This window comes from Limnohabitans planktonicus II-D5, assembly GCF_001270065.2.
Classification (GTDB): domain Bacteria; phylum Pseudomonadota; class Gammaproteobacteria; order Burkholderiales; family Burkholderiaceae_C; genus Limnohabitans_A; species Limnohabitans_A planktonicus.
Genome location: NZ_LFYT02000005.1, coordinates 260,093 through 276,190 on the forward strand (window position 1 = coordinate 260,093; position 16,098 = coordinate 276,190).

Sequence of the window (16,098 nt, forward strand, 5' to 3'; positions counted from 1 at the left end):
TGGGCGTGGAACACGCCCGGCAAGGCATCGCCCACGGGGTGGGCTCCTGCAAAAAATGCCGTGCGCATCAGTTCACCCCCCGCAGCAAGGGCAAGAGTTTTTGCTGCACCACATCGGGCGTCAAAGCCCCGGCGTGCTTGAAGCGCACCACGCCCTCGCGGTCGATCAAATAGGTTTCGGGCAAGCCGTACACGCCAAAATCCATGCCCACCCTGCCGTCCATGTCCAGCAGGTTCACGCCAAAAGCCTGGCCGTATTTTTGCAACCAGGCCTGGCTGCGGGCCGTGGCTTTTTGCACCGATTCGGCGCTCAGCGGGTCTTGGCCCGGCAGCTCCGAAGCCTGCAGTTCTTTGTAGTTGATGCCCACCATCTTCAGGCCGGGCTGGCGGGCCATCGCCATCAAGATCGGGTGCTCTTCTTTGCAGCCCGCGCACCAGGTGGCCCACAGATTGACCAGGGTGAGCTGCCCCTTGAACTGCGCCGCGTTGAACACGCCCGGCCCGCCCACCACCGGCAACTCAAAAGCCGGTGCGGGCCGCCCAATGAGTGGCGAGGGGATCTCTTGCGGGTTGCGCGTGAGGCCCACCGCCAAAAACACCACCATGCCCAAAAACAGCGCCAGCGGCACAAACACCCAACGCGCCATGCGGCTTGGGGCCTTGGCAGACAGCGCGCTCATGACACAGCACCTTTGACCACAGGCACAGGCGCTGCAACTCGCACACCAGACGCACCCATGCCCATGTCAGCCTGAGCGCCAGGCGCACGCGCTGCCGATGGCACCTGCCGATAGCGCCGATCAAACGCCGCCAAACCGCCCCCCAAGACCATGAACACCGCACCCAGCCAGATCCACGACACAAATGGCTTGTGGTAGACCCGGAAACTCCACTGCGGCGGCTCGCCCGCCAAGGGCTCACCCAAAGACACATAGCGGTCGCGCCACAGGTTGCGGTCAATCGCCGCCTCGTTCATGGGCATGGCGCTCGACACATAGCGGCGTTTTTCAGGCTGCAGGGTGCCCACCTGGCGCTCGTCGCCAGGCTCGCCTTCAAACATCTTCATCTGGGCGCGCAAGGCCAAATAGTTCGGACCCAAATGGTTGTCCACATTGAGCAGTTGGTAGCGCACACCCGCCACCGTCACCGAGTCGCCCAGACCCAAACGCACATCGCGCTCCACCTGAAACGATTTCACGCCCGTGATGCCCAGCACCAACACCGCCACGCCCAGATGCGCCACCTGCATGCCCCACCAGGCCAAGCCCGGCGAGCCGGGCAGGCGCAGGCGCTGCACGATTTGCCAAGCGCCCGACAGCACAATCCAGCCGCCCAGCGTGCCGCCCATCACCGTGAGCCAGCCGCCTGCCGTGGTCGTGCTGCCCTCAACCATGGGTGCCCCGCCCCAAGTGGCCCAGGCACTGGCCAGCAAAAGCGCCAAGGCTCCTGGCACCAGCACCGAGCGCACCGCTGCCCAGCGCGCCACATGCCAAGGCACCACCGTGCCCGGCACCATGGCCAAGAGCAGCGGCACCATCAGCGGCACGAACACGCGGTCGAAATACGGCGGCCCCACCGAGAGCTTGCCCAGGTTCAGCGCGTCGATGATCAGCGGGTACAAAGTGCCCAAGAGCACCGCCGCCATGGCCACCACCAAGAGCACGCTGTTGAGCAGCAAAAACGACTCACGCGAACCGGCCACCGGCTGCGAGGCATTGGCCCACTGAGGCGCACGCCAGGCAAACAAAGCCAGCGACACGCCCACCACCACGAGTAAAAACAGCAAGATGAACACGCCCCGACCTGGGTCGGTGGCAAAGGCATGCACCGAGGTCAACACGCCCGAGCGCACGAGGAAGGTGCCCAGCAAACTGAGCGAAAACGCGCCAATGGCCAAGAGCACTGTCCAGGCTTTGAACTGCCCGCGCTTGTCGGTGACCATGAGCGAATGGATCAGCGCCGTGGCCACCAGCCAAGGCATGAGCGAGGCGTTTTCCACCGGGTCCCAAAACCACCAGCCGCCCCAACCCAATTCGTAATAAGCCCACCACGAACCCAAAGCGATGCCCAGCGTCAAAAAGCCCCAGGCTGCCACCGTCCAGGGCCGCGCCCAACGCGCCCACGCTGCATCCAACCTGCCCGACAGCAGCGCCGCCATGGCAAAAGCAAAGGCCACCGACAGACCCACATAACCCATGTAGAGCATGGGCGGGTGGATCACCAGACCGGGGTCTTGCAACAAAGGCGTCAAATCACGGCCTTCGGCGGGGGCTGGAAACTGCCGCGCAAACGGGTTGGACAGCGCCAGGATAAAGGCCAAAAAACCCACCGACACCGCGCCCATCACGCCCAGCACCTGCGCCACCAGGGCCTGCGGCAAGCGCTTGGAAAACGTGGCCACCGCCACCGACCACAGCGCCAGCATCAAGACCCAAAGCAGCAGCGAGCCTTCGTGCCCGGCCCAAATGGCCGACAAACGGTAGGGCGTGGGCAGCAAAGTGTTGGAGTGGTGGGCCACGTACTTGACGCTGAAATCGTGCACATAAAACGCGTGCCACAAAGCGCCAAAGGCCAGCACGATCAGGACCAGCTGCAAAACCGCCAAAGGCCGCGCCAGCGCTTGCCAGCCCGCGCGCCGCGCCGACAAGCTGCCCCACAGCGGCAGCACCGACTGCAGCACGGCAACCCAGGCCGCCATGATCAAGGCCAGGTGGCCGGCTTCAGGCCACATACACGGCTCCGATCCAGTCGGTCTCGCGACCGTGCCCATTTGTCGTTGGCACCGCAGGCATGTCACGGCTTTTGACCTTGTAGGAGCCCACCCTGTGGGAGATGGTTTTCGTCATTGCGACACCGCCGCGCCCATGCGGGCTTTGGCCGCCTCGTCCAGCGCGTGCTGGGCTTCGGGCGGCATGTAGTTTTCGTCGTGCTTGGCCAGCACCTCGCTGGCCACGAACTGCAGGCCCCCTTCCAGGCGGCCTTGCGCCACCACGCCCTTGCCCTCTTTGAACAAATCGGGCAGCAGGCCCACGTAGCGCACCGGCACCTCGCGCTGCGTGTCGGTCACCACAAAAGCCACCGCCATGCCGTCGCGCTGGATGCTGCCTTCCTTGACCAAACCGCCGACACGAAAGTGCCCCTCTTTGGGCGCTTCGCCCGCCACCACTTGTGTGGGCGTGAAGAAAAACACCAGGTTGCTCTGGAAGGCGTTGAGCACAAAAAACAGCGCACCGCACACGAGCAGCAAGCCCAGTGCGATACCAAACAGTCGCTGATGGCGGCTTTTCATGACGCAGCTCCTTGGGTGAAATGAAGGGGGCGCGATGGCCCGACTGGGCTGGCCTGGAAAGCGCCCGGGGGTTCGCCATCCAGGGCCTGCGCGTCCATGGCCTCGCACACCGCGTCCAGCGCTTGGCGCCTGCCCATGCGTGCGAGCAGCACCTCCAAAGCCAGCAAAGCCGCGCTCACGCCCATGCTGCCCCACACGTACACGCCATAGCCACCCATGGCCCAAAACTCGGCTGCGCTTTGCCAAATCATGCGGCACCTCTCAATGCGCGTTGCGCGCGGTGCGCCAGTACTTCAGGCAGTTGTTGCACCCAGGCCGCGTGGCTGTCACGCTCCAAAATCAAGCTGCGCACGCGCCACAGCGCGATGGCAGCGGCGTACAACCACACCGCCAAGCTCATCAGCAGCATGCCGGTCAGCATGATGCTGGCCATGCGCGGCGACTGCGTCAGCGACACCGAGGCACCTTGGTGCAAGGTGTTCCACCATTTGACCGAGAAGTAAATGATGGGCACGTTCACCGCCCCCACCACCGCGACCAAAGCGCCTGCCCGGTCCGAGCGGCGCGGGTCTTCGATGGCCGAGGTCAAGGCGATGTAGCCCAAATACAAAAACAGCAAGATCAACATCGAGGTCAGCCGCGCGTCCCACACCCAATAAGTGCCCCACATCGGCTTGCCCCACAAGGCCCCGGTCCACAGCGACAAAAACGCCAACAAGGCCCCAGTGGGCGCGAGTGCGCGGGTCATCAAGCCCGACAAGCGCGTGTTGAACACCAGACCCAACACACTCCAAAACGCCATGGCCAGGTAAATGACCATGGCCAACCACGACACCGGCACATGGATGTAAATGATGCGGTAGGCCTGGCCCTGCTGCGCGTCGGAGGGCGCGACCATGAAGCCCACCCACAAACCCGCCAAGGCCAGCACCGTGGCCAGCAGCGCCAGCCAGGGCCAGATGCGCCCAGCCAGGGGGTAAAAATGTTGCGGCGCGGCGTAATGAAACAGTTTCATCTCGGGTCCTTCATTCCAGCGCCAGGCGCAAAGCCGCTGAGCAAGCCCAAGGGCTGAACGCAGCTGCAAGCAACAACAAAGCCAACAACACCGACACATGGGCTTGTGCTCCAAGTCCGCGCAGCTGCGCATCGACCGCACCCGCGCCAAACACCAGCACCGGCACGTACAAAGGCAAGAGCAACAGCGACTGCAACACGCCACCGCCACGCACCCCCAAAGTGAGGGCCGCGCCTATTGCACCCAGCATGGACAAAACCGGCGTGCCAATCAACAAGCTCAAAGCCAGCATGGCCAGCGCCTCTGAGCTCAACCCGTACTGCAAACCCAAAAGCGGCGACAGCAGCACCAAAGGCAGACCCGCGATCAACCAGTGCGCCGCCACCTTGGCCGACACCAGCCAGGACAGGGGCGCGGCCGACAAAGCCATCTGCTCCAGGCTGCCGTCCTGGTGGTCGGCCTCGAACAAGCGGCCCAGGCTCAGCATGCTGGCCAGCAAGGCCGCCACCCACAACACCCCCGGCCCGATCAGGCGCAGCGTGTTCGGCTCGGGGCCAATCGCCAGCGGGAACAAAGCCGCCACCAACACAAAGAAAAACACCGCGCCCAACCACTCGGCCTTGCGCCGAAAGGCCAAGCGCAGGTCGCGTCGCAGCACGCCGCCCATGGCTTGCCAAGGGCTGGGCAGCACGAGCGCTTGCGTGTGGACCGGGACATTCATGGTCGATGTGTTCATGCTTGGCCCGTCTCTCGGCCCAAGTGCAAACGCGCACCCGGGCCTTGCAGGCCCACATCGTGGTGGCTGGTCATGACCACCGCGCCACCTGCGTCCACATGCGACTGCAGCAAGGCGCGGGCCGTGGCGGTGGCTTGGGCATCCAAGCCCACCAGGGGCTCGTCCAAGATCCACAGCCGCGCCGGGCTGGTGCGCAAACGCGCCAGAGCCACACCTTGCCGCTGGCCTTGCGACAAAACCCGCACGGGCAAGTGGGCCCGGCTTTGCAGGCCTTGGGCGGCCAGCGCTTGCACCGCCTGCGCGCGGCTGAGCGCCAAGCCGCTGACCTGGGCATCCACACACAGGTTTTCACAAGCAGTGAGGTCGGGCTTGAGACCCAAGGCGTGGCCGATGTAATGCAGCACCGAACGGTCGGGGCGAGAAACTTGGGTACCTGGGGATGAAGGCCACAGCACCTGACCGCGCGCCGCCGGAGACAGGCCACACAGGATGCGCAGCAAACTGGTCTTGCCGCAGCCGTTGCCGCCTTCGATGTGCAACCAACTGCCCGCAGGCACGGAAAAGCTCACGCCCTCGAACAAGGTCCGCTGGGCCTTTTGGCAGGCCAGGTCCATCGCTGTGAGCACCCAAGACGCCATGAAAGGGCTTTCCGGTCGGTTGAAGACAAGGCAAAGTGTAATGATAGATTGACACTTTGTGTGCCTAAAGCCTTGAATCAGAGCGGCAAATCAGGGTATGCCCTGAGTTCAGGGCCAGAAATGGGGGCAAAAAAACCGCCCGAAGGCGGCTTTGGAGGTCTTGGCGGATCTCAGCCCACCATGGCCAGTTGGCTCATCAAGCCTTTTTGGCCCAAGCCGAGCACCAGCCCTTGGCAGCCACTTGCTTGCCCGCAAACAAGGGGCAACCGCCACTGGCCGCGCCTGCTTTGCCTTGGAACAGCGCACAGTTGGCGCAGTTGGAACCGGCTGCAAACTTGGGATTCTTGGCTTTGTCCACTTTGGTGGCGTCTGCTTTGTAGGCCAAACCTGCTGCTTGGGGATCTTTTTCATCCACCATGGCTTGGGCAGAAGCCTCACTCACAGCCAAGACAGCGGTGGCGGCAGTGGCCACTTGCATCATGAACACACGGCGGGTCGAAGACAGCTTAGAAAAACGAGACATGGATAGGCTCCTTGAAGAGATAGTCAGAAAATACTGGACAGTTCATTGTGCGCCACATCAGTCACCTTGTCATGCGGGCCGTGATACTTGAGCAAAACACACAGGATAGACCGGGCTCTTGAATATCCACCGCAATGGACATGCCCGTGTCAGAATGCGGCACAAATTCTCATATCCATCGCAAAGGTTTTGACATGCTGCAACTGCTGATCGGCTTGGCGCTCTTTTTGGGCATTCACTCACTGCAAAGCTTGGCCCCGGACATGCGCCAAAACGGCATCGCCCGTTGGGGTACGCTGGGCTTCAAGGCCGTTTATGCGGCGGTCGCCGTGCTCGGTCTTTACCTGCTGGTGCAAGGCTACGGCCAGGCGCGGCTGGACCCTGTGGTGCTGTGGACGCCGCCACGCGGGATGCAGCACGCCACCATCTTGCTGATGTGGGTGGCCATGGTTTTGCTGGTAGCCACCTATGTGCCTGGCAACCAGATCAAAGCCAAACTGCGCCACCCCATGACCTTGTCGGTGAAGGTCTGGGCACTGGGGCATTTGTTGTCGAATGGCAATTTGGCAGACGTCTTGCTGTTCGGTGGTTTCCTGGTTTGGTCGGTACTGGTGTTCCGCGCGGCCCGCCAACGGGATCGCATGCACATGCACTCTGCGTACGAAGGCAAGCTGTTGGGTACTTTGCTCGCGGTGGTGGTGGGCACCGGGGTATGGGCGGCCTTCCTCATGGGCGGTTTGCATGTCTGGCTGGTGGGCGTGATGCCCTTTACCCGGGCTGGCTAGAGGTGGTTCCTGCGCCGCGAAGCGTCCCCTCGCTTCCACCACATGCTGCCTCAGCCCGGCTGGAATTTGCTTCCCCGCTATGGGGATAAGACTGAATCCGACAAAGTTGACGCCCCCGACTCGAAAAATCCGAGGCCAAGTGTAAATTTAACTTGACACTTTGCCACGTCTTTTGGATGATGGGCCGAGAACAGTTTTGCGGAACGCCCCATGGCATTGACCTTCCCTTTTGCGGCCATCGTTGGTCAGGATGAAATGACCCTCGCCATCCAGGTGGTGGCGGTGGACCCGTCGATTGGCGGCGTGCTGGTCTTGGGCGACCGGGGCACCGGCAAATCGACTGCCGTGCGCGCCTTGGCCGACCTGTTGCCCCCGATTTCGGTTGTCAAAGGCTGCCCCTACCGCTGTGACCCGGCCAAACCCGCGGGTGCCTGCCCGGTCTGCCAAGCCCGCGACCCCAAGGCCAAAGTGGTGACCGAGCGCCAAAGCGTGGCCGTGGTCGACCTGCCTTTGGGCGCGACCGAAGACCGCGTGGTCGGCGCACTCGACCTCGAAAAAGCCTTGTCCCAAGGCGTCAAATCCTTCGCCCCCGGACTGTTGGCCCAGGCGCACCGGGGCTTTTTGTACATCGACGAGGTCAACCTGCTCGACGACCACCTGGTGGACCTGCTGATCGACGTGGCCGCATCGGGCGAAAACCTGGTCGAGCGCGAAGGCCTGAGCGTGCGCCACCCCGCCCGCTTTGTGCTGGTGGGCAGCGGCAACCCCGAAGAAGGCGAGCTGCGCCCCCAACTGCTGGACCGCTTTGGCCTGTCGGTGCAGGTGCGCACGCCACAAGACCTGGCGCTGCGCGTGAGCATCATCAAGCGCCGCGACGCCTTCGATAAAGACCCAGAGGCCTTCAAGGCGCTGTGGCACAAGGACAACCAGAAGCTGCAAAAGCGCATCCTCAAAGCGCGAGACCTGCTGGACGAGGTCGAGGTCAGCGACGACATGCTGATGCTGTGCACCCGCTTGTGCCAGCAACTGGGCACCGACGGCCTGCGCGCCGAACTCACGCTGCTGCGCGCCACCCGCGCTTATGCCGCGCTGCAAGGCCACAAAGCCGTGAAGGCCGAGCACCTGCAAAGCATGGCCCCGCTGGCCCTGCGCCACCGCCTGCGCCGCAACCCCCTGGACGACACCGACTCGGGCGCGCGCGTGCAGCGCAGCTTGCAAGAAGTGCTGGCCGCCTGAGCCGGCTGTGCGCATGGCCCGCGAAGCCCCACCACCGAGCACGCCTTCGGACCCACTCGAGCGCTGGAACGACGCGCTCACCACGCTGCAGCTGTTGCAACTCGACCCCTTTGGTTTTGGCGGCGTGTGCCTGTGCGCACCGCACGGCCCGGTGCGCGAGCGCTGGCTGCAAGCGCTGGCAGGATTAGGCTTGGGCCTCATCAAAGTGCCCGGCTCGGTGGACAGCGAGCGGCTGCTGGGCGGCATCGACCTGGCCCACACGCTGCAAACCGGGCAACTGCACCTGCAAGCGGGCCTGCTGCAACAAGCCGACCAAGGCCTGGTCTGCCTGCCCATGGCCGAACGCCTGTCGCCCGCCCTGCTCGCGCCTTTGGTGCAAGCGCTGGAGCAAGGCCAGGTGCCACCCAACCGCCACAGCGCAGCCCCCACACCCACCCGCTTTGGCGTGGTGGCGCTCGACGAATCCTTGCCTGACGAGCCCAGCGTGGGCGCGGCCCTGGCCGAGCGCCTGGGCGTGTGGCTGGACCTGCACGAACTCTCGCCCAGCGACATCCACGCTGCGTGGCAGGGCGACAGCGAATCGGAGGGCCTGCAGATTCGCCTCAGCCCCGGCGCTTTGGCCCGCGCCCGCGAACAGCTGCCGCAAGTGCAAGCCACCGACGAGCAATTGCAAGCCCTGTGCGCGGCGGCGCTGGGCCTGGGCATTGGCTCCTTGCGCGTGCCCAGTTTGGCGCTGCGCGTGGCCTGCGGCCATGCGGCGCTGAACGGGCGCAGCACGCTGGATGCCGACGATCTGGGCTTTGCCGCGCGCTGCGTGCTGGCCCCCCGCGCCACACAATGGCCGGCCGAGCCGTCTGCACAAGAATCAGAAGCAGCGCCACCGGAAGACGCCACACCGCCACCGGAGCCGCCGGAGCCCCCAGACGACTCCGACCAAGCGCCTGAGAACGACGCTGCAAAAGACAAGGACCCAGACACTGCCCCACCACCCGAACAGAACGCCGAACCGAGTGCCGAAGACCTGCAAGAAATGATGGTCGCCGCTGCCTTGGCCAGCTTGCCACCGCACATGCTCGACGCGTTGATGACGCGCCAAGGCGCGGCCAGCCACAACACCTCGGGCCGCAGCGGCCAAACCCGGGCCGGCTCGCAGCGCGGCCGGCCCCTGCCCCCACGTCCGGGCCGCCCCGGCGGTCAGGCGCGCCTGCATGTGCTGGCCACCTTGCGCGCCGCCGCACCCAAACAGCGTTTGCGGCAAGCGCACAGCAGCGGCCGCGTGGCGATTCGCGCCGAGGACTTCCACATCCAGCGCTACCAGCAGCGCGCCTCCAGCTGCCTGATCCTGGCACTCGACGCTTCGGGCTCGGCCGCTTTGCAGCGCTTGGCCGAGGCAAAAGGCGCGGTCGAGTTGTTGCTGCAGCAGTCCTATGCCCGGCGCGACAGCGTCTGCATCGTGGCCTTTCGGGGCGCGCAGGCGCAATTGCTGCTGCCCATGACGCGTTCTCTGGTGCGCGCCAAACGCGCCATGACCGGCCTGCCCGGTGGCGGCGGCACGCCCTTGGCGCTGGCCCTGAAAATGGCACACGAACAAGCGGCGCAGCTGCAGCGCCAAGGCGTCACACCCATCTTGGTGGTGCTGAGCGATGGCCGCGCCAACGTGACGCTGCAAGGCCTGGGCGGTCGCGCCCAAGCGCAACTGGACGCGCAAAGCTGGGGCCAGCAGTGGCGCGCCAGCGGCCACCGCGCCTTGTGGATCGACACGTCCATGCAGCCTGATGCGCAAGCGCAGCAACTGGCGGTCACCATGGGCGCAAGTTACCTGCCCATGCCGCAGGTCCAGTCCCAGCGCATGGCCCACGCCATCGAGCGGGTGCGCAGCCCGCAGGCTTGAGTCGCCATGTTTGACAGCTTCTACCCCGGCATGGCCTGGGCCGACCACCAGGCCCATCCAGACATTTGGCCGCACGCCCATCACAGCCGATTGGTGCAAGCAGGTGGCATCCAGTGGCATGTGCAACAAACCGGCCAAGGCCCCTGCATGCTGCTTTTGCACGGCACGGGATCGGGCCACTTCAGCTGGCGTGGCCTCATGCCCATATTGGCCCAGCACTTCACCGTGGTCGCACCCGACCTGCCCGGCCACGCCTTCACCAGCCGGGGCCCCGAAGGCGCGCTGTCGCTGCCCGGCATGGCCGAGGGCATGCGGGCGTTGATGCTGCAACTGCAACTCACGCCGCAGGTCATCGTGGGCCACTCGGCAGGCGCGGCGATTGCCGCGCACATGGCGCTGCACTTTGGCAGCGCAGCGCGCAGCACCCTGATCGGCCTGAACCCCGCCTGGCTGCCGCTGCCGGGCGTGGCGTCTTGGCTGTTCGGCCCTGCCGCAAAATTGGCGGCGCTCAACCCGCTGTCCGCCTGGGTCACCGCCAAGCTGGCGGCCAAACCGGGTGCGGTGGCCGAGTGGATCGCACGCACTGGCTCCACGCTCGACGCGCAAGGGATTGACCTTTACACCCGCGTGCTGAGCGACTCGGGCCATGTGCACGGCGTGCTGTCGATGATGGCGGCCTGGCGGCTCAAGCCCCTGGCGGCACGCCTGCACGAGATCCGCAACCCCGTGTTCATGCACATCGGCGCACAAGACCTGACCGTGCCCCCGGCCTTGGCCAACGACGCCTGCCAGCGCTTGCCGCAAGCGCGCCTGCACGTTCAAGCGGGTTTGGGCCATCTGGCCCATGAGCAAGATCCCTCGGGCACGGCGCAACAGATTTTGCTTTGGTGCGGTATCTGACACTGCCACAGCGCCCCGGGTATGTGGGTGTGTTAGTTTCATTGCATGGATTTATCACTCGATTTTTTGTCTTTGCCCTTGATGGCGACGGCCGCACTGGTGTTCGTCAGTGTGTTGGCCGGGGTGTTTTCTGCCCGGATTGGCTTTTCTTTCCTGCTGATTTTTCTGGTGGTCGGCATTCTGGCGGGCGAAGATGGCCCGGGCGGCCTGGCTTTTGATGACTTTCGCTTGAGCTTTTGGGTGGGCAACGTGGCGCTGGCCGTGATTTTGCTGGACGGCGGCTTGCGCACGCAGATGAGCACTTTCCGAACCGGATTGCGGCCCTCGCTCTGGCTGGCCACGCTGGGCGTGCTGCTGTGCACGGCGATCACGGGTCTGGCTGCCCATTGCTTGCTTGATTTGTCCTGGCCTTTGGCCTTGCTGGTGGGAGCCATTGTTGGCTCAACCGACGCGGCGGCGGTGTTTTCCCTGCTCAAGTCCTCCGGGGTGCAACTCCAGGAGCGCGTGGCAGCCACGCTGGAAATCGAGTCGGGCATGAACGACCCCATGGCCGTTTTCCTGACGATGACCTTCATTGCGATCGCCTTGTCTTCAGGGACTGCGCACACGCTGCAAGCCCAAGACGTGCTCTTGTCACTGCTGAAACAACTGGGCTGGGGCAGCTTGCTGGGTCTGGGGTGCGGCTGGGGATTGGCCGAAATACTCAAGCGCCTGGGGCGTGGCGAGGATGGCGGTGGCGGCATCCGGGCATTGCTGGTGGTCTCCGGCGGGCTGACCGTGTTCGCATTCACCACATGGTTTGGCGGTTCTGGCTTTTTGGCGGTTTACCTCATGGGCGTCGTCGTCGGCAACCGCGCTCGGCTTCAGGTGCGCGCTTGCCTGTCGGCCATGGACGGTTACGCCTGGCTGTCGCAAGCGAGCATGTTCTTGTTGTTGGGTCTGTTGGTCACACCGACCGATATGCTGCGCACGCTGTGGCCTGCGATCGGCGTATCTTTGGTGTTGATGTTCGTGGCGCGCCCGCTCTCGGTATGGGTATGCTTGGCACCGATGCGCTTTTCCGGGCGGGAAATCGCGTTCATTTCCTGGGTGGGTCTGCGTGGCGCGGTACCAATTGTGCTGGCCGTTTTTCCGGTCATGGCGGGTGTCGAGGGTGCGCGCATCTACTTCAATGTGGCCTTCGTTGTGGTGCTGACTTCATTGGTGCTGCAAGGCTCCACCATCGCCGTGAGCGCACGCCAGCTGCATGCTCTTGAAAAAGATAAGGGCCCCCGTCAATAGGATGAGCGCACCAAGCGCTTGACGGCGCCCACGGCCTCCCGGGCATCCGTGAAGATGGCATCTGCGCCCAGCGTTTGAGGACTGAATTCCTCCCTCAGGAAAATGGGCCCACCCAACACCACCCGCACTTTCGGGTTGCCTGAACTGGCCCGCAAGTGCGCAATCAAGTCGGGCAAAGTTTGCAACTGCGACTGCAGGGCAACCGAAATACCCACCACATCAAACCACTCATTGGCCACCGCCCGCAGCAACTCGGACTCGGTGGAGGAGATTTCGAGGACCACCTCAGAGCCTGCTTGTCGGAAAAAATCGGCCACGATGGTCAGGCCTAAAAAATGCTGAGAGCCCGGCGCACAGGCCAACATGACCCGTTCACGCTCGCCCACATCAGGCTGCCCGGCGGGCGACGCATAACCCAGCCGGTAAATCATCTGGTGCATCATGGCCAAGCCGCAGGTGACTTGGGTGAAATCGCACAAGTCCTGCTCCCACAAGACCCCCAAATGGCGGGCCGCCGGGGTGATCAGCTCCAGAAAAATCCGGTCATGCGCCAAGCCCCTGCCCATCAGGGCATCCACGATCTGGTTGGCCTTCAAGGCGTCACCACTCAGACAGTGCTGTGTGAAGGCCTGGAATTCAGGCTGCTCATCGAAGGACTCGGTGTCGCTGCTGGCCAGGGCCTTTTTGGCCTGGGCTGGAAAAAATTGCTGAACATTGAGCAATCGGGGAATGATCTGCTTTTCAATCACAACCAGCAGGGATTCTTTGCAATCCTCAGGCAGGTTGTGAGTCCGTTTCAAACCATTCGATGGACCACCCAAGTCATTGAACTCAGACATGCACGTTCCTGGCAACACGAGCGTGTCACCTGTGGAGAAGGTGAAAACCGGGGCGTCAATTCGCCAGCGACATAGCTTGCCGGTCCGCTGTTGCAGTGGGGTTTATAAATTCATTGACTTAGATCAACAAGCCTGAGAAACCCTAGGCTTGACAAGCCTGGAATTCCTTTTCTGGGGTTCAGGGGGCTCGTCTTATGCCCAGCGCCCACGGCTTGGGCACCTGCGCCAGCATGGCCCAAAGGCCTTTTGCGCACACCAAAAAGCCGCCTTCCATGGGTGTCTGAACCTCATCACCCCCCGGTAAAAGGCCCATTGAGTTGCACGGTGTGCAGGTTCAGCACGGCGGCAATGCTGACCCAAATCCAGTAGGTGAGCAACAGCATGCTGGCCCACTTTGACAGACGCCAAAGGCCCACGATCAAGGCCACGATGGACAGCCACAGAAACACCACCTCCAGCAGCGCCCAGTCCGGGCGTTGCAACTTGAAATAAAGCGCACTCCAAACGATGTTGAGCACGGCATTCACGCCAAACAACCACGCCACGCGCAGGCGCAACACACGGGTGTGAGCCGCTTGCCAGGCCAGCCAGCCGCTGATGGCACACAGGGTAAAGATGGTGCTCCAGATCACGCCAAAGGCGGCGTCCGGCGGTTTCCAGGCGGGGTGATTCAGTGCAAAGTACCAAGGGCCCAGATCCGTCAAGGCACCGCCGATGCCTGCGGTGGCATAGCTCAGTGCAAAGGCCCAGGCCAGTCGGGTCACAGATTGTTTGTTCATGCCGCGCATTGTCCTCGCACTTGCCGCACTGACTGTGCGTGCAGGGACTTCTCCGTACCCGCGCTCCTGACGCCCCTCCACACGCCCACTCCACACAAAGACCGCGCTTTACGATCACGCCAAGCCCAGCAGGACCTCCATGTCCTTGAGGGCGCGGCGCAGATGGGTCATCGGGTCCATTCGCGCCAGAACCTTGTCGATGCAGGACTCAAAGGCCAGGCCTTGTTGCTGGTTTTCTGGGCCTGGTGCACGAAACGTCCGCCAACGACTGGCCCAAAAACAGTTCCCCCAGCGGAAGTTGTCAAGGCGCATGGGGACGATGTTCGACCCACCAAAGGCCGCCGCATCACACAAGTGAGCACACGCAACACCCGACTTGCTTCATCTGATTGATCGGGCACGCTGAAGTTTGAAATGGGCGAGACATGTCATCTCGCAAGTTGGCACTCGCAGCGTCCGACAAGATGGGTTTCGGTACAGGACCATGTCAGGGTCTTCGACCGCCAACCTTCAACATCCTTGAGCATTGAACCCTTCACAGGGCCGAATCCATAAGAAATCCGCCACCGCCTGCAGCGAAACCTCTGCGGCCTCTTCTTGTGGCAAATGACCCACCCCAGGCCATGACTGGAGCCGACTGCCAGCTATGGCCTGCAGGTAATCGCGGGCGTTGCTCGACGGAATCATGGCATCGGCCTGTCCCCAAACCAGCAACGTGGGGGCTTTGATTTGTCGCAGCATCGGCCCTGGTTCTTGCAACACGGTTTGCTTCAAACGCTCCAGCATGGCCTCACGCGCACCTGGCGCGCGCATCAGGTCATGGTATCGGGTGGTCAGCGCATCGGTCAGATGATCGGGGTGCGCATAGGCACTATTCAGGTTCATGCGCAGCACAGACTTCGGCAGCACGTAGCGCATCAAGCCCATGATGACCGGCACCTGCGGGGGTTTGCCGTATTCAAAGCCTTCACTGGCAAAGCCATCGGGCGCAATCAACACCAGCCGGTCTGTTCGCTCGGGGTGCTTGGCCGCAAACGTCCAAGCAATGCGTCCACCCATCGAATGGCCCACGATACTGGCGCGTGACACGCCCAATTCGTCCAGCAAACTCACCAGTAATTGAAGGCTACGCGCATCGCTGTAGTCATTGGCTGGATCGGGCGGACTCAGGCCGCTGCCGGGCAGATCCAGACGGATCACGCGATGCGTTTTCATCAGACCCGATGACCAAGCATCCCAGGTGTGCAAGCTGGCCCCAAAACCATGCAGAAAAACCACCACAGGTGCCTGCCGAGGGCCACTGTCTCGCACATGCAAACGCCATGCTCCCACCGTACGCAAATCATCCGGTGCCTGCAGGTAGCGGGACTCCACATCAGCTCGCGACAGGTCGGGCGTCCACAAGCCCAAGGACAAGAGCGTCAAAACAGCCATCATGAGCATGAACACATTCCTTTTCATGTCCTGCATGACCCGTGTGGGGACCAGCCCCCCCCTACAGGGCAAACATCAGCAGCAACACCATCTGCAAACCATAGATCATCATCAAACCCAGTTTGTAGGTGTCGCGCAAGGTGTCAGACAGTCGCACCATTTTTCGATCCAAGCACCAATAGCCGACACCGCACACAGCGGTCATGAACAGGAAAATCGTGGCGATCAAGGTCGGGGGCATAAGCGTTGAGCGTTGAGCGTTGAGCGTTGAGCGTTGAGCGTTGAGCGTTGAGCGTTGAGCGTTGAGCGTTGAGCGTTGAGCGTTGAGCGTTGAGCGTTGAGCGTTGAGCGTTGGGCGTTGGGCGTTGGGCGTTGGGCGTTGGGCGTTGGGCGTTCAGGGTTCGGCGTTTAGCGTGAAAATCAAAGCTCCACCTATTGATCCGGCACGCTGAAGTTTGAAATGCGTGAGACATGTCATCTCGTAGGTCGGCACTCGAAGAGTCCGACGTTATTGGTTTCGGCACAGGCCCCTGTCGGGGTCTTCGACCGCCGACCTACAACAGCTTTGCGCATTGAAAACTTCACAGGGCCGAATCAATAACGTCCACCGCTCAACGCCAAACGCCAATCGCTCAACCTAAAGCGCCCAACGCTAGGGCATCAGGTTCGCGCCATCCCCAGCAGGTGCGCCATGTCCTTGAGGAAGATGCGCACATGGGCCATCGGGTCTTTGCGCGCCAGTTCCTTGTTCAT

General features: G+C 62.9%; 18 protein-coding genes. 5 read left to right on the top strand and 13 right to left on the bottom strand.

Annotated features, from left to right (window positions below; translation table 11 throughout):
* Positions 1-67: 67 nt before the first annotated feature.
* The 8 genes from H663_RS26895 to H663_RS26930 form a co-directional block, all read right to left on the bottom strand.
* A complete protein-coding gene (locus tag H663_RS26895) occupies positions 68-679 on the bottom strand; it encodes a redoxin domain-containing protein (protein ID WP_240620410.1) in 612 nt (203 codons plus the stop codon).
* A complete protein-coding gene (locus H663_RS26900) occupies positions 676-2,730 on the bottom strand; it encodes a heme lyase CcmF/NrfE family subunit (protein WP_053168810.1) in 2,055 nt (684 codons plus the stop codon). Before H663_RS26900 ends, H663_RS26895 begins: the two co-directional genes overlap by 4 nt.
* A gap of 111 nt (positions 2,731-2,841) precedes the next feature.
* Positions 2,842-3,288 (bottom strand): cytochrome c maturation protein CcmE, encoded by a 447-nt coding sequence (gene ccmE / locus H663_RS26905; protein WP_053168812.1) that lies wholly within the window; start codon positions 3,286-3,288, stop codon positions 2,842-2,844.
* Entirely contained in the window at positions 3,285-3,539 is a 255-nt protein-coding gene (gene ccmD, locus H663_RS26910; protein ID WP_053168814.1) for a heme exporter protein CcmD, read from the bottom strand. The genes ccmE and ccmD overlap by 4 nt, the downstream gene beginning before the upstream one ends.
* Positions 3,536-4,303 (bottom strand): heme ABC transporter permease CcmC, encoded by a 768-nt coding sequence (gene ccmC / locus H663_RS26915; RefSeq protein WP_053168815.1) that lies wholly within the window; start codon positions 4,301-4,303, stop codon positions 3,536-3,538. Before ccmC ends, ccmD begins: the two co-directional genes overlap by 4 nt.
* Before the next feature lie 10 nt (positions 4,304-4,313).
* Entirely contained in the window at positions 4,314-4,970 is a 657-nt protein-coding gene (gene ccmB / locus H663_RS26920) for a heme exporter protein CcmB (protein WP_053169378.1), read from the bottom strand.
* 65 nt (positions 4,971-5,035) lie between these two features.
* The gene (gene ccmA / locus H663_RS26925; RefSeq protein WP_053168817.1) at positions 5,036-5,677 is read right to left on the bottom strand and encodes a cytochrome c biogenesis heme-transporting ATPase CcmA; all 642 of its coding nucleotides are present in this window, start codon (positions 5,675-5,677) and stop codon (positions 5,036-5,038) included.
* Between the two features lie 196 nt (positions 5,678-5,873).
* The gene (locus tag H663_RS26930) at positions 5,874-6,200 is read right to left on the bottom strand and encodes a high-potential iron-sulfur protein (protein WP_205872682.1); all 327 of its coding nucleotides are present in this window, start codon (positions 6,198-6,200) and stop codon (positions 5,874-5,876) included.
* Positions 6,201-6,394: 194 nt separating this feature from the next.
* Here H663_RS26930 and H663_RS26935 point away from each other — a divergent pair, with 194 nt between their 5' ends.
* From H663_RS26935 to H663_RS26955, 5 genes are all read left to right on the top strand, one after another.
* Positions 6,395-6,985, top strand: coding sequence for an NnrU family protein (locus tag H663_RS26935; protein ID WP_053169382.1), 591 nt, complete (start codon positions 6,395-6,397; stop codon positions 6,983-6,985).
* Between the two features lie 210 nt (positions 6,986-7,195).
* Positions 7,196-8,221: a magnesium chelatase ATPase subunit I gene (gene bchI, locus H663_RS26940; protein ID WP_053168819.1), complete on the top strand. Its 1,026-nt coding sequence runs from the start codon at positions 7,196-7,198 to the stop codon at positions 8,219-8,221.
* 13 nt (positions 8,222-8,234) lie between these two features.
* A complete protein-coding gene (locus tag H663_RS26945; protein WP_053168821.1) occupies positions 8,235-10,112 on the top strand; it encodes a magnesium chelatase subunit D in 1,878 nt (625 codons plus the stop codon).
* 6 nt (positions 10,113-10,118) lie between these two features.
* Complete coding sequence (gene bchO, locus H663_RS26950) at positions 10,119-11,012, top strand: alpha/beta fold hydrolase BchO (protein WP_053168824.1); 894 nt, start codon at positions 10,119-10,121, stop codon at positions 11,010-11,012.
* Positions 11,013-11,057: 45 nt separating this feature from the next.
* Positions 11,058-12,293 carry a potassium/proton antiporter gene (locus tag H663_RS26955; RefSeq protein ID WP_240620411.1) on the top strand — a complete coding sequence of 412 codons (1,236 nt, stop codon included), beginning with the start codon at positions 11,058-11,060 and terminating at the stop codon, positions 12,291-12,293.
* On the opposite strand, the gene H663_RS26960 is transcribed toward H663_RS26955, so the two are convergent.
* From H663_RS26960 to H663_RS26980, 5 genes are all read right to left on the bottom strand, one after another.
* Positions 12,287-13,132, bottom strand: coding sequence for a cobalamin B12-binding domain-containing protein (locus H663_RS26960; protein ID WP_240620413.1), 846 nt, complete (start codon positions 13,130-13,132; stop codon positions 12,287-12,289). The two genes, H663_RS26955 and H663_RS26960, sit on opposite strands and share 7 nt — an antisense overlap.
* 290 nt (positions 13,133-13,422) lie before the next feature.
* Positions 13,423-13,911: a TspO/MBR family protein gene (locus tag H663_RS26965; RefSeq protein WP_053169384.1), complete on the bottom strand. Its 489-nt coding sequence runs from the start codon at positions 13,909-13,911 to the stop codon at positions 13,423-13,425.
* A 114-nt stretch (positions 13,912-14,025) separates the two neighbouring features.
* Positions 14,026-14,223 carry a hypothetical protein gene (locus tag H663_RS26970; RefSeq protein WP_053168827.1) on the bottom strand — a complete coding sequence of 66 codons (198 nt, stop codon included), beginning with the start codon at positions 14,221-14,223 and terminating at the stop codon, positions 14,026-14,028.
* 198 nt (positions 14,224-14,421) lie between these two features.
* The gene (locus H663_RS26975) at positions 14,422-15,354 is read right to left on the bottom strand and encodes an alpha/beta fold hydrolase (RefSeq protein ID WP_240620415.1); all 933 of its coding nucleotides are present in this window, start codon (positions 15,352-15,354) and stop codon (positions 14,422-14,424) included.
* Between the two features lie 52 nt (positions 15,355-15,406).
* Complete coding sequence (locus H663_RS26980) at positions 15,407-15,586, bottom strand: hypothetical protein (protein WP_053168829.1); 180 nt, start codon at positions 15,584-15,586, stop codon at positions 15,407-15,409.
* Positions 15,587-16,098 lie beyond the last annotated feature (512 nt).